Source organism: Streptomyces sp. NPDC047108 (assembly GCF_040643575.1).
Classification (GTDB): Bacteria; Actinomycetota; Actinomycetes; order Streptomycetales; family Streptomycetaceae; genus Streptomyces.
This window is the reverse complement of the sequence record NZ_JBEYUP010000032.1, coordinates 28,002-42,677: the sequence shown is the minus strand read 5'-3', so window position 1 is coordinate 42,677 and position 14,676 is coordinate 28,002. Positions and strand designations below refer to the sequence as shown.

At 69.8% G+C, this 14,676-nt stretch carries 6 protein-coding genes and 1 tRNA gene; 6 read left to right on the top strand and 1 reads right to left on the bottom strand.

Going from position 1 to position 14,676, the window contains the following annotated elements; all coding sequences use genetic code 11:
* Nucleotides 1–149: 149 nt before the first annotated feature.
* Nucleotides 150–851 carry a DegT/DnrJ/EryC1/StrS family aminotransferase gene (locus tag ABZ822_RS31765; protein WP_360861788.1) on the top strand — a complete coding sequence of 234 codons (702 nt, stop codon included), beginning with the start codon at nt 150–152 and terminating at the stop codon, nt 849–851.
* Nucleotides 852–925: 74 nt separating this feature from the next.
* Nucleotides 926–998, top strand: a tRNA-Thr gene (locus ABZ822_RS31760).
* A gap of 87 nt (nt 999–1,085) precedes the next feature.
* Here ABZ822_RS31760 and ABZ822_RS31755 read toward each other — a convergent pair.
* Nucleotides 1,086–3,740, bottom strand: coding sequence for a SpoIIE family protein phosphatase (locus ABZ822_RS31755; protein WP_360861796.1), 2,655 nt, complete (start codon nt 3,738–3,740; stop codon nt 1,086–1,088).
* Nucleotides 3,741–4,178: 438 nt separating this feature from the next.
* Here ABZ822_RS31755 and ABZ822_RS31750 point away from each other — a divergent pair, with 438 nt between their 5' ends.
* The 4 genes from ABZ822_RS31750 (at nt 4,179) to ABZ822_RS31735 (ending at nt 14,612) form a co-directional block, all read left to right on the top strand.
* Complete coding sequence (locus tag ABZ822_RS31750; RefSeq protein ID WP_360861786.1) at nt 4,179–9,713, top strand: HAMP domain-containing protein; 5,535 nt, start codon at nt 4,179–4,181, stop codon at nt 9,711–9,713.
* Nucleotides 9,714–9,993: 280 nt separating this feature from the next.
* On the top strand, nt 9,994–10,674 hold the full coding sequence (locus tag ABZ822_RS31745; protein WP_360861784.1) for a response regulator: 681 nt from the start codon (nt 9,994–9,996) through the stop codon (nt 10,672–10,674).
* Between the two features lie 148 nt (nt 10,675–10,822).
* A complete protein-coding gene (locus ABZ822_RS31740; RefSeq protein WP_360861782.1) occupies nt 10,823–13,597 on the top strand; it encodes a DNA translocase FtsK in 2,775 nt (924 codons plus the stop codon).
* 190 nt (nt 13,598–13,787) lie between these two features.
* Nucleotides 13,788–14,612, top strand: coding sequence for a helix-turn-helix domain-containing protein (locus tag ABZ822_RS31735; protein ID WP_360861780.1), 825 nt, complete (start codon nt 13,788–13,790; stop codon nt 14,610–14,612).
* The last annotated feature ends 64 nt before the right edge of the window (nt 14,613–14,676 follow it).

Genomic DNA, 14,676 nt, shown 5'->3' with positions numbered 1-14,676 from the left:
GTACTGCAGGGGGGACCCTGTGGGAGAGTAGGACGCCGCCGAACAATCGTTGCAGAGAGCCCTGTCGGGAACTTCGGTTCCCGACAGGGCTCTCTCGCGTTGTGCTGCCCGCCACTTGGAGTTCATGTTGTCCGGGCACGATCGATGCCATGGGACAGGAACTTCCTGCAGATGTGCTCCAGCACGCTCTGACCAGCACGGGCGTACGTCCGGGCGATGAAGTGATCGTGCCCTCGTACGGCACGTCAGAGGTCGTACAGGCCGTTCGGCAGGCCGGCGGACTGCCGGTCTACGTCGACGTGGACCCCGACACCTTCTGCATCGATCCGGGAGCCGTCGAGACCGCGGTGACCGCGCGAACGGCGGCGGTCGTGCCGGTGCACCAGTTCGGCCACCGGGCCGACATGGCGCGGCTCGGTGAACTGACGGACCGCCGTGGCCTGTTGCTCGTGCCCCACGCCGTCCAGGAGGGCTCCTCCGGTGAGACGGCGTCGCGCCAGGCCAATGCGGCCTTCCTCACGCAGCGGCTCAGCGATGTGATCACCCCCCGCATACGGCCCGGGTTCGAGCACACCTTCCTCCAGTACGTCGTCCGCGTGCCCGGCAACGGGCGGCCCGACCGGGACGCGTTCGCGCGGACCTTGCGTGCCAAGGGAGTCCGGTGCCAGGTGCCCGTACAGACTCCTGTGCACCGCATGCCGCCGTTCCGGCGTGATGTGTGGCTTCCCGAGACCGAGCGGGCCGCGGACGAGTGTCTGTCGCTTCCGGTCGATGCGGGAATGACGCGGCGGGAGTTGCAGCGCGTGGCGTCTGCCTGCAACGCGCTCGGTGGGCTGCTGCAGGCCGCGTAGCGGACCAACGGGACCGGGGCGGACGCCGATTCGGGCGGGCACGCGAGTTCGGGTATGATCGTTCCCGTTGCCGCGCCCCAATAGCTCAGTCGGCAGAGCGTCTCCATGGTAAGGAGAAGGTCTACGGTTCGATTCCGTATTGGGGCTCAGACAGGAAGGCCCCCGCCACATCGGCGGGGGCCTTCGTCGTTTCTCAACCCCTCAACCCGGCGGTGGCCGGGGTCCGTTGCGCCGTCAGGAGTCCTGAGCGGCGCTCTGCGGCTCGGGCACGCGCATCGCGAGGATCGCCATGTCGTCGGACGGGGAGTCCGCGGCGAAGCGCTCCACGGCGCGCAGGATCCGCGCGGCGACCGCCCCAGCCGTGAGACCGGTGCAGGTGGTGAGCACGTCGACCAGGCCGTCGTCGCCGAGCATGCGCGTGCCTTCACGGCGCTCCGTCACACCGTCCGTGACGCACAGCAGGACATCGCCCGGGTCGAGCCGCACGGTCTGCTCGTACAGTTCCAGGTCGTCCATCACGCCGAGGAGCGGCTGGGGTTCGGCCGCCGGCTCCACGCTGCCGTCCTGGCGGAGCCGCAGCGGCAGGGGATGCCCGGCGCAGACGACCTTGAGGACCGCGCTGCCGTCCTGCTGCGGCCACAGCTCACCGTAGAGGAGGGTGAGGAAGCGGCTGCGCGCGCCCTCGTCGAGGATCGCGGTGTTGAGGCGCTCGAGCACCGCGGGGCCGCCGAAGCCCTCACGGGCGAGCAGGCGCAGCGCGTGGCGGGCGAGGCCGGTGACGGCGGCGGCCTCCGGCCCCGTGCCGCAGACGTCGCCGATCGCGAAGCCGTACGCCTCGTCGCGGATCGGGAAGACGTCGTAGAAGTCGCCTCCGACCTCGTTGCCCTCGCCGGCGGCGCGGTAGATGACCTCGACCTCGACGCCCGGGACCTCGGGGAGTTCCGGCGGCAGCAGGCTGCGCTGCAGGGACTGGCTGATGGCGGTGCGCTCGGAGTACAGGCGGGCGTTGTCCAGGGCGAGGGCGGCCCGGCGCGAGAGGTCCTCGGCGAGTTCGAGGATCTCCTGGCGGAAGTGCTCCTCGGTGGGCTTGCCGAGGGTGAGCATGCCGATGACGCGGTTACGGGCCACCAGCGGCAGGACGACCGTCTCCCCGCCGACCGCTGCGGCGGTGGCGAGCGACGGTCCGGGGCCGGAGGTGATCTGCGAGGGGTCGCCCATGTCGACGGCGCGGAGCGAGGAGCGGAGCGCCGCGGCGTGCGCGGCGTCGCTCGGGGCCGTCCAGACGCGGGCGCCGGGCGTCGGCACGGGGTCGGGCGGTGCGACCTTGCCCAGCAGGGTCTTGAGGCCGTCGATGCGGTCCTCGTCCTCGTGCAGGACGTAGGAGAGTTCGGGCTCGGAGGACTGGTCGGCGACGGTGTAGACCGCGCACCAGGTGGCCAGCGTCGGCACCGTCATCTGCGCCATGAGGGCGAGGGTCTGGTCGCGGTCGAGTGTGCCGGCGAGCAGGTCGGAGGCCTCGACGAGGAACGAGAGGGAGCCGCGGCGGAGGCGTTCGAGCTCGGTGAGGCGGGCCCGTTCGACGGCGAGCGCGATGCGGTCGGCGGCGAACTGCAGGCGCAGTGCCTCTTCGTTGGTGTAGCGGCCGGAGGATTCCGCCGCGACGCCGAGGGAGCCGGTGAGGCGGCCCTCGACCTTCAGCGGGACGGTGACGACGGAGCGCATGCCGGTACCGCCGAGGAGCGGTACGGCGCCGGGTACGGCCGTGAGGTCCTCGTGGACCGCGGGCATACGCGCCGAGCCGTAGCGGCCCGTGCCGGCTTCGACGGGGACGCGGGCGAAGCGCTGGCGTGCGGAGGGCAGGCCGGTGGAGGCGCGCACCTCGAGTTCGGTCTCGTCGTCCGTGGCGAGCAGAAGGTAGGCGGCGTCGCCGTCGAGCATGTCGCGGGCGCGCTCGACGGTGCGCTGGAGGAGGCCGTCGAGGTCGTCAGGGGCGGGGGAGCCGATGAAGACCTCGAACGGGTCGGCGGCGGGTCCGCGTCCGTCCGCCGGTGCCGTGCTGCTGTCCCCCGCGGGCGGGCGCAGCGTGGTCTGCAGGACGGCGCGCTCGTGGTCGCGGACGAGGAGGAGGACGGTGGAGGGCTCTCCCTCGGCGTCCCGGACGCGGAGGTGCGAGGCGTAGACGGGGACGACGCGGCCGTCGGTGTCGCGGATGCCGTACGAGCCTTCCCAGCGGGAGAGCTGGAGGGCCTCGGCGATGCCGGTGCCGGTGCCGGGGGTGTGGGGCCAGGCGGCGAGGTCGGTGAGCGGCTTTCCGATCACCTGTTCCGGGGCGTAGCCGAAGAGTTCCTGTGCGTCGTCGTTCCACGAACTGACGGTTCCGCCGCTCTCGATCTGGACGACGGCGACGCGGACGCGGGAGTCGGCGACGGGGAGGGCGACGGTGGGCAGAGCGGGACCGGCGGAGCGCGTGCCGGCCGGGCGCTCGGAGAGGTCGAGTTGGAACCAGACGTGCTTGTTGGTGGCGCTGTACTCCACGCCCCAGCGGCTGGCGAGCGCGCCGCACAGGAGCAGTCCGCGGCCGCCCTCACGGTCCGGGTGCGCGTGGTGACGGCCCGTGCTCTGCAAGGGGAGTTCGCGCTCGGGGTAGCGGTCGGCGACCTCGACGCGTACGCCCCGCTCGTTGCGCAGGCACTGCACTTCGGCGGCGGTGCCCGCGTGCACCACGGCGTTGGTGACCAGTTCGCTGGTGAGGACCACCGCGTCGTCGACGATGTCGGAGAAGCCCCACCCCTGGAGGGTGTCGCGGACGAACGCGCGGGCGGAGGCGACGGATCGCCCGACCGGTTCGAACGTGGCCGCAGCCCGCGCGGTGATCACTGGTCTCCTCATCGGTGGTACGTCGTCCGGCCCCGGGGCGAGGCGGCCGCCGACGACGGGCCCGGGAGCCACCGGGTGGTCCGTGCTGCCGGGGTCGTGACCGATGTCACTGTCCGCGACGCCCTGCTGGACCAGGCTCTCGCCCCGCTCCTTCATCCCCGCTCCCTATCGCCGGATGCCCCGGCCGCCCCTCCGATGCCTTGTCGTCTCACACGCCACCGCCCTCCCTGGAGGCGGGCGGATGGACAGACGGATGCCAGGTTACTTACCTTCGCCGTCCGTGCGGATCCCGGTCGCGCGTGTTTACACCTCAGGAGTGCGGTAGAGGCTACTGCGGCGGCCGGTGTGCGATGCTGCCGAACTGTTATGGCCTGGTTGGGCCATGGTGAAACACTGGGAAGGCTTCATAGAAGACCTTGCCAGTGTGGTCGACCCTGCAGGAGGGACACGGTGGAGTCTGGCGCAGCGGCGCGGGGCGCGAGCACGCGCGCGAAGGGCGGACGGTCCCGTAGCAACGGGACGACCGAAGTGGATACGGCGTCGCTGAATCGATTGCTCATTGCGTTGGTCGCGATGCGGGACGGGAATTTCCGTAAACGCCTGACGGTGTCGGGCGAGGGCGTGATGTCCGAGATCGCCGCGGTGTTCAACGAGGTCGCCGACCGCAATCTGCATCTGACCGGCGAGCTGGCGCGGGTACGGCGCGTGGTGGGCCGTGAGGGCAAGCTCACGGAGCGGCTGGAGACGGGCGCCTGCGAGGGCTCGTGGTCGGCGGCGATCGACGCCTCCAACGCCCTGGTCGACGATCTCGTACGGCCGGTGTCCGAGGTGGGCCGGGTGCTGTCCGCGGTCTCCGAGGGCGATCTCTCGCAGCGGATGGATCTGCGGGCGCAGGGCCCCGACGGGACGGCGCATCCGCTGCGCGGCGAGTTCCTGAAGGTCGGCCGTACGGTCAACGGGCTGGTCGACCAGCTCTCGGCGTTCACCGACGAGGTCACGCGCGTGGCCAGCGAGGTGGGCACCGAGGGCAAGCTGGGCGGGCAGGCCAAGGTGCGCGGGATGTCCGGGTCCTGGAAGGACCTGACGGACTCCGTCAACACGATGGCGTACCGGCTCACCGCTCAGGTGCGGGACATCGCTCTGGTGACGACGGCGGTCGCGAAGGGCGATCTGTCCCGGAAGGTCACGGTTCACGTGGCCGGCGAGATGCTGGAGCTGAAGAACACCGTCAACACGATGGTCGACCAGCTCTCCTCCTTCTCCTCCGAGGTGACGCGCGTTGCCCGCGAGGTGGGCACCGAGGGCGAACTCGGCGGCCAGGCCCAGGTGCCAGGCGTCGCGGGCGTGTGGAAGGACCTCACCGACTCGGTGAACCTCATGGCGGGCAATCTGACCGCGCAGGTGCGCGGCATCGCCCAGGTGACCACCGCCGTCGCGAACGGTGATCTGTCGCAGAAGGTGACGGTGAGCGCACGCGGCGAGGTCGCGCAACTCGCCGAGACCATCAACACGATGACCGAGACGCTGCGGACCTTCGCCGACGAGGTGACGCGCGTCGCGAACGAGGTCGGGGCCGAGGGCCAGCTCGGCGGTCAGGCGCAGGTGCCGGGTGCGGCGGGTACGTGGAAGGACCTCACCGATTCGGTGAACACCGCGTTCCGGAACCTCACGGCGCAGGTGCGGGACATCGCGCAGGTGACGACGGCGGTGGCGAACGGCGACCTGTCGCAGAAGGTCACCGTCGACGTGGCCGGGGAGATGCTGGAGCTGAAGAACACCGTCAACACGATGGTGGACCAGCTCTCCTCCTTCGGTGCCGAAGTGACGCGTGTGGCCCGCGAGGTCGGCGTCGAGGGCGAACTCGGCGGACAGGCGCAGGTGCCGGGTGCGGCGGGTACGTGGAAGGACCTCACCGATTCGGTGAACACCGCCTTCCGCAACCTCACCGGACAGGTGCGCAACATCGCGCAGGTGACGACGGCGGTGGCGAACGGCGACCTGTCGCAGAAGGTCACCGTCGACGTCTCCGGCGAGATGCTCCAGCTCAAGGCCACCGTCAACACGATGGTGGACCAGCTCTCGTCCTTCGCCGACCAGGTGACGCGCATGGCGCGCGACGTGGGTACGGAGGGCCGGCTGGGCGGTCAGGCCCGGGTGGACGGCGTCTCCGGCACCTGGAAGGAGCTGACCGACTCCGTCAACTTCATGGCGGGCAACCTGACTTCACAGGTGCGGCAGATCGCCCAGGTCACGACCGCGGTGGCCCGCGGTGACCTGTCGCAGAAGATCGACGTGGACGCCCGGGGCGAGATCCTGGAGCTGAAGAACACCATCAACACCATGGTCGACCAGCTGTCCGCCTTCGCGGAGCAGGTGACCCGGGTGGCCCGCGAGGTGGGTACGGACGGCCGTCTCGGCGGTCAGGCTCAAGTGCCGGGCGTCGCGGGTGTGTGGCGGGATCTGACCGACTCCGTGAACGGCATGGCCGGCAACCTGACCGCCCAGGTCCGCAACATCGCGCAGGTCGCCACCGCGGTGGCCCGCGGTGACCTGTCCCAGAAGATCGACGTGGACGCCCGGGGCGAGATCCTTGAGCTGAAGAACACCCTCAACACGATGGTGGACCAGCTGTCGTCCTTCGCCGACCAGGTGACGCGGGTGGCCCGCGAGGTGGGCACCGAGGGCATCCTCGGCGGCCAGGCCGAGGTGCAGGGCGTCTCCGGCACCTGGAAGGACCTCACCCAGTCCGTCAACTTCATGGCGAACAACCTGACGTCGCAGGTGCGCAACATCGCCGAGGTGACGACGGCGGTGGCGCGCGGCGACCTGTCCAAGAAGATCACCGTCGACGCCAAGGGCGAGATCCTCGAACTCGTCACCACCGTCAACACGATGGTCGACCAGCTGTCCTCGTTCGCCGAGCAGGTGACCCGCGTGGCCCGCGAGGTGGGTACGGAGGGCCAGTTGGGCGGTCAGGCCCGGGTGCCCGGCGTCACCGGTATCTGGAAGGACCTGAGCGACAACGTCAATCTGATGGCCAACAACCTCACCATCCAGGTGCGGAACATCTCCCAGGTCGCAGGCGCGGTCGCCAACGGTGACCTGACGAAGAAGGTCACCGTCGAGGCGCGCGGCGAGGTCGCCCAGCTCGCCGACACCGTCAACTCCATGGTGACGACGCTGTCGTCGTTCGCGGACGAGGTGACCCGAGTCGCGCGCGAGGTGGGCACGGAGGGCATCCTCGGCGGCCAGGCGAGCGTGCCCGGCGGTTCGGGCACGTGGAAGGACCTCACCGAGTCGGTGAACTCGATGGCGTCCAACCTGACCGGCCAGGTCCGCAACATCGCCCTGGTCACCACCGCCATCGCGAAGGGCGATCTCACCAAGAAGATCGACATCGACGCGCGCGGCGAGATCCTCGCGCTGAAAACGACCATCAACACCCTGGTGGACCAGCTCTCCTCGTTCGCCGAGCAGGTCACCCAGGTGGCCCGTGAGGTGGGCACCGAGGGCAAGCTGGGCGGCCAGGCACGCGTCCGCGGCATCGAGGGCACGTGGCGCGACCTGACCGAGTCCGTGAACGAGATGGCGGGCAACCTGACCCGTCAGGTGCGCGCCATCGCCGCGGTCGCGGCCGCGGTGACCCGTGGCGACCTCAACCTGAAGATCGACGTGGACGCGGCCGGCGAGATCCTGGAGCTCCAGGACAACATCAACACGATGATCGCCACCCTGCGCGAGACCACGCTCGCCAACAAGGAGCAGGACTGGCTGAAGGGCAACCTCGCCCGGATCTCCGGTCTCATGCAGGGCCGCCGCGACCTGAAGGACGTGGCCGGGCTCATCATGAGCGAGCTGACGCCGGTCGTCTCGGCCCAGCACGGCGCGTTCTACCTCGCCATGCCGATCAGTGACGCCACGGAGATCGGCGGGCCCGCCGAGGACGGCTCGTACGAGCTGCGCCTGATCGGGTCGTACGGCTACTCGATGGGGACGATGCCCACGTCGTTCCGGCCGGGCGAGACGCTGATCGGCACGGCCGCCGAGGAGAAGCGGACCATCCTCATCGAGAACGTGCCGCCGGGGTACCTGAAGATCGCCTCGGGTCTCGGCGAGGCGCCTCCGGCGCATGTGATCGTGCTGCCGGTCCTCTTCGAGGGCCAGGTCCTCGGTGTGATCGAGCTGGCGTCCTTCCAGCCCTTCGCGCAGATCCAGAAGGACTTCCTCAGCCAGATCGCCGAGATGATCGCGACGAGCGTCAACACGATCAGTGTCAACACCAAGACCGAGGTGCTGCTGCGGCAGTCGCAGGAGCTGACCGAGCAACTGCGCATCCGTTCGGCCGAGTTGGAGAACCGGCAGAAGGCCCTCCAGTCCTCCAACGCCGAACTGGAGGAGAAGGCCGAGCTGCTGGCCCAGCAGAACCGCGACATCGAGGTGAAGAACACCGAGATCGAGGAGGCGCGGCAGGTCCTGGAAGAGCGTGCCGAGCAGCTCGCGGTCTCGATGCGCTACAAGTCCGAGTTCCTGGCCAACATGTCGCACGAGCTGCGTACGCCGCTCAACTCGCTGCTGATCCTGGCCAAGCTGCTCGCCGACAACGCCGACGGCAATCTCTCGCCGAAGCAGGTGGAGTTCGCCGAGACGATCCACGGCGCGGGCTCGGACCTGCTGCAGCTCATCAACGACATCCTCGACCTGTCCAAGGTCGAGGCGGGCAAGATGGACGTCAGCCCGACCCGTATCGCGCTCGTGCAGCTCGTGGACTACGTCGAGGCGACGTTCCGCCCGCTGACGGCCGAGAAGGGTCTGGACTTCTCCGTACGGGTCTCGCCCGAACTGCCCGCCACGCTTCACACGGACGAGCAGCGGCTGCTGCAGGTGCTGCGCAATCTGCTGTCGAACGCGGTGAAGTTCACCGACAGCGGCGCCGTGGAGCTGGTGATCCGCCCCGCAGGCGCGGAAGTTCCGGCCACGATCCGCGAGCAGTTGCTGGAACACGGCTCGCTGCGGGCGCCGGACGCCGACATGATCGCGTTCTCGGTGACGGACACGGGCATCGGCATCGCGGCCAGCAAGATGCGCGTCATCTTCGAGGCGTTCAAGCAGGCGGACGGCACGACGAGCCGCAAGTACGGCGGTACGGGCCTGGGTCTGTCCATCAGCCGGGAGATCGCGCGGCTGCTGGGCGGCGAGATCCACGCGGCAAGTGAGCCGGGCCGCGGCTCCACCTTCACGCTCTACCTCCCGCTCAACCCGACCGAACTGCCGCCCCAGGGCTACCCGCAGCTCGCGCCCGCGGGCCCCATGGGCGCCGGCGCGATCGCTGCGCCCGCGGGTGACCCGCTGCTCGGCGTGACGGCGGGCGAGGAAGGTCCGAGGGAGCTGGAGAGCGGCGCGGCGGACGCGGAGGAGTCCGAGGACTCCTCGTACTCGCGGTCCGGACGCCGCGGTGTCGGCGGGCTGGCACGGCTGCGGCGGCGTACGGCCGCGCCCACCGAGGAGGTCTCCCGGAACGGCGTCCCGGGGCAGCAGGAGGCGCCTCAGGAGGTCTGGCTGGAGAAGGGCCGCGACCTCGTCGAGCGCGGCTTCGAGGGCGGCTTCCACGGCGAGAAGGTGCTCATCGTCGACGACGACATCCGCAATGTGTTCGCGCTGACGAGCGTGCTGGAGCAGCACGGTCTGTCGGTGCTGTACGCGGAGAACGGCCGCGAAGGCATCGAAGTGCTGGAGCAGCACGACGATGTGGCGGTGGTTCTGATGGACATCATGATGCCGGAGATGGACGGCTACGCGACGACGGCGGCGATCCGTAGGATGCCGCAGTTCGCGGGGCTGCCGATCATCGCGCTGACGGCGAAGGCCATGAAGGGGGACCGGGAGAAGAGCATCGAGTCCGGAGCGTCCGACTACGTCACCAAGCCCGTGGACACCGATCATCTGCTCGTGGTCATGGAGCAGTGGATGCGGCCCGAGGCCGAGTGAACGGCGATCGTGACAGTGACGGAACGCACAGAAAAACGCGGGATCGGTGTGCGCGATCGTGTGTGGAAACGCGGGAATCGGGGAACTTTCTGGTCTCCCACCGCGTTTCCGGTACGTGCACAGTGACATCGCGGTGACAGGGTGTGTCGACAGGCGGGGTGCGGCTACCATGACCGGCACGAGGACGGGCGACGCAAGGGAGTCGTCCCCTGGGGCGGCCGGTGCTTCCCCGAGTCCTGTGGACAGGGGCGGCCCCATGCCGGGGCGAGGAGGGCGGGCCATGGTGCAGAAGGCCAAGATCCTCCTGGTCGATGACCGGCCGGAGAATCTGCTGGCGCTGGAGGCCATTCTCTCCGCGCTCGATCAGACCCTGGTGCGGGCATCGTCAGGGGAGGAAGCGCTCAAAGCGCTGCTGACTGATGACTTCGCGGTGATCCTGCTGGATGTCCAGATGCCGGGCATGGACGGGTTCGAGACCGCGGCGCACATCAAGCGGCGTGAGCGGACGCGGGACATCCCGATCATCTTCCTGACGGCCATCAACCACGGTCCGCACCACACCTTCCGCGGTTACGCGGCGGGCGCGGTGGACTACATCTCCAAGCCGTTCGACCCCTGGGTGCTGCGCGCGAAGGTCTCGGTCTTCGTCGAGCTCTACATGAAGAACTGCCAGCTCCGTGAGCAGGCGGCCCTGCTCCGGCTGCAGTTGGAGGGCAACGGGAGGCCGGACCCGGAGGAGGCCAAGGAGCCCGCCGGGCTGCTGGCCGAACTCTCCGCGCGGCTCGCGGCCGTCGAGGAGCAGGCCGAGGCGCTGTCCAAGCAGTTGGACGACTCCGCCGACGCGGCCGCCGTCGCCACCGCCGCTCATCTGGAGCGCAAACTCACGGGGTTGCGGCGGGCGCTGGACGCGCTGGAGCCGGGAGCGGGGAACGGCGCTTCGCCGTTGCCGTCGCAGAGTTGACCGGTGCGGCGGGTCTCCGCCCACCTCATCCGGAAGCGTCAATTCCGGATTGACGTTGTGTCACCATCGCATCAATCCGGAAACGACACGAACGGGCTAAGGCCCGGGCACAGGTGTCCCAGGGGTCCCGCACGGTAACCTCGGCGCCATGGCCTCACGTACGTCCGGCAAGGGTTCCCAGAGCACCCGGGGCAACTCGAGCCCGCGCGCTGGCCGTAGCGGAGGTACCGCGAAGAAGACGGCGGCCAGGAAGCCACCCGCGAAGAAGACAGCCGCGAAGAAGGCTCCGGCCCGGAAGGCCGCGGCGAAGAAGGCCGCTCCGCGGCCCGCACCGTCTCCCACCGGCGGTATCTACCGGCTCGTCCGCGCCCTCTGGCTCGGCCTGGCCCACACGGTGGGCGCGACGTTCCGCGGGATAGGCCGCAGCACCAAGGGCCTCGACCCGGCCCACCGCAAGGACGGGCTGGCGCTGCTGCTGCTCGGCCTCGCGCTCGTCGTCGCCGCCGGCACCTGGTCCAATCTGCGCGGCCCGGTCGGCGACCTCGTCGAGATGCTGGTGACCGGAGCGTTCGGCCGGCTCGACCTGGTGGTGCCGCTGCTGCTCGGCGCCGTCGCCGTACGCCTCATCCGGCACCCGGAGAAGCCGGAGGCCAACGGGCGGATCGTCATCGGGCTCTCGGCGCTGGTCGTCGGCGGGCTCGGCCTGGTCCATGTGGCCTGCGGGTCGCCCGGGCGCGGCGAGGGCACCGAAGCCGTCCGGGACGCCGGAGGGCTGATCGGCTGGGCCGTCTCCCGGCCGTTGATCTTCATCGTCGGCGAGGCGCTGTCCGTCGCGCTGATGGTGCTGCTGACGGTCTTCGGTCTCCTGGTGGTGACCGCGACGCCCGTCAACGCGATCCCGCAGCGGCTCCGGCTGCTCGGTGTGAAGCTCGGTCTGGTCCACGACGGCCGGGCCGAGGACGACGCGGTGGTGTACGGCGACGACGAGGACGACGCGTTCGCCGACGAATGGCGGCAGCCGCCCGCACGGCGGCCCCGGAAGGCCGCTGCCAGGACCGCCTCCGCCGACTCCGACTACGACCCGGAGCCGGCCGAGGAAGAGGCTCTGTCCAAGCGCCGGAAGAGCCGCAAGGGGTCCGCCCGCCCCGCTGCGGATGCGGTGGACGTGGCCGCGGCAGCGGCGGCCGCGCTCGACGGTGCCGTGCTGCACGGCGTGCACCCGTCCCCCCTGGTCGCCGGGCTGAGCCACGGCATCGCGGCCGAACGGACCACGGACTCCTCCGTACCCGGCGCGCGCGAGGCCGAGGCGGCTGCCGAGGCCGCCCCTGCGGACGCACCGGAGGGCACGACGGCCCGGACGTCCGGAAGTGTCCCGGATCTGACCAAGTCCTCTCCGCGGTCCTCCGAGCCCCTGCCGCCCCGCGCCGAGCAGCTCCAGCTCTCCGGGGACATCACGTACGCCCTGCCCTCGCTCGACCTGCTCGAGCGCGGCGGCCCGGGCAAGTCGCGCAGCGCGGCCAACGACGCGGTCGTGGCCTCGCTCTCCCGGGTGTTCGAGGAGTTCAAGGTCGACGCGGCCGTCACCGGCTTCACCCGCGGCCCGACCGTCACCCGCTACGAGGTCGAGCTGGGCCCGGCGGTGAAGGTCGAGCGCATCACCGCCCTGACCAAGAACATCGCCTACGCGGTCGCCAGCCCCGACGTGCGGATCATCAGCCCGATCCCGGGCAAATCCGCGGTCGGCATCGAGATCCCGAACACCGACCGCGAGATGGTCAACCTCGGCGACGTCCTCCGTCTGGCGGAGTCCGCCGGCGACGAGCACCCGATGCTGGTCGCGCTCGGCAAGGACGTCGAGGGCGGCTACGTCATGGCCGACATCGCCAAGATGCCGCACGTCCTCGTCGCCGGAGCCACCGGTTCCGGTAAGTCGTCCTGCATCAACTGCCTCATCACCTCGATCCTCGTGCGGGCGACACCCGAGGACGTACGGATGGTGCTCGTCGACCCCAAGCGCGTCGAGCTGACCGCCTACGAGGGCATCCCGCACCTCATCACGCCGATCATCACCAACCCCAAGCGCGCCGCCGAGGCGCTCCAGTGGGTCGTCCGCGAGATGGACCTGCGCTACGACGACCTGGCGGCGTACGGCTTCCGGCACATCGACGACTTCAACGCCGCCGTCCGCAACGGCAAGGTCAAGCCGCCCGAGGGCAGCGAGCGGGAGCTGTCCCCGTACCCGTATCTGCTGGTGATCGTCGACGAGCTCGCCGACCTCATGATGGTCGCGCCGCGCGACGTCGAGGACGCGATCGTCCGCATCACCCAGCTCGCGCGGGCCGCCGGCATCCATCTGGTCCTCGCCACCCAGCGGCCCAGCGTCGATGTCGTCACCGGCCTCATCAAGGCGAACGTGCCCTCGCGGCTGGCGTTCGCCACCTCTTCGCTCGCGGACAGCCGGGTCATCCTCGACCAGCCCGGGGCCGAGAAGCTCATCGGCAAGGGTGACGGGCTCTTCCTGCCCATGGGGGCCAACAAACCCACCCGAATGCAGGGAGCCTTCGTCACCGAGGCCGAGATCGGGGCGGTCGTCGACCACTGCAAGGCCCAGATGACGCCCGTCTTCCGAGAAGACGTCACGGTGGGGACGGCGAAGAAGAAGGAGATCGACGAGGAGATCGGCGACGACCTAGACCTGCTCTGCCAGGCGGCCGAACTGGTCGTCTCCACCCAGTTCGGTTCGACCTCGATGCTCCAGCGGAAACTGAGGGTGGGTTTCGCCAAGGCCGGACGGCTGATGGATCTCATGGAATCGCGGGGTGTCGTGGGCCCGAGCGAAGGGTCCAAAGCGCGTGATGTGCTGGTGAAGCCGGATGAATTGGACGGAGTGCTGGCCCTGATCCGGGGGGAGACTCACCCGTAAGAGGGTCGGCAGGCAACCGTTTCCGCTGCCGATACGTCAAGTTGTTGGGATGGATGAGCGGGTAGGGGATCCTAGAGCGGTGAGGCCGTTCTGATGGCGTACAAACTCCGTCTCCCCGGTTGCCCCACCCTTTCGTACCACCCCTAGACTGAACATCCAGCAGGTGGCTACACGCTCGAAAGGCGCTCCCGTGTCCATCGGCAACTCCCCCGAAGACGACCGTCCTTCCGTCGAAGAAGACGACCGGCCCTCCGTCGGTCGCGCCCTGCAGCAGGCTCGTGTCGACGCCGGGCTGACCGTTGACGAGATCAGCTCCAGCACGCGGGTGCGCATTCCGATCGTCCACGCCATCGAGGAGGACGACTTCACCCGGTGCGGCGGCGACGTCTACGCCCGCGGGCACATCCGCTCGCTCGCGCGCGCCGTGGGCATCGACCCCGACCCGCTCGTCGGGCAGTACGACGCCGAGCACGGGGGCCGGCCGTCGCCGACCCCGGCGGCGCCGCTGTTCGAGGCGGAGCGGATCAAGCCCGAGCCGCGCCGCCCCAACTGGACCGCGGCCATGGTCGCCGCGATCGTCGCCGTCGTCGCGTTCGTGGGCTTCACCCTGTTCAGCGGTGACGACGAGGGCGGCAACCGTTCCGTCGCGAGCGACACCCCCTCGAAGAAGCCCAAGGCGAAGCCCAGCAAGGACAAGCCCTCCGACCCGAAGAAGCCGGACCCCTCGGACAGTGCCATCGCGGCCGCCCCGGCCAACAAGGTGACCGTCAAGCTCACCGCGCAGGACGGTTCGAGCTGGATCTCGGCCAAGGACCACAACGGGCGCGTGCTGCACGAGGGCACGCTCAAGCATGGCGCCTCCAAGACCTTCACCGACAAGAAGCAGATCGACCTCATCCTCGGCAACGCCGGTGTCATCGAGCTGTTCGTCAACGGCAAGAAGGTCGACAACCGGTTCGAGAACGGCCATGTCGAGCGGCTGAGCTACACCAAGGGAGACCCTGCGGCAGGCTGAGCCGGAGCCCGCGCGGGCGGGCGGCCGAACCCTGGCAGCGGAGCGCGCCGCCGGGACGAAGTAG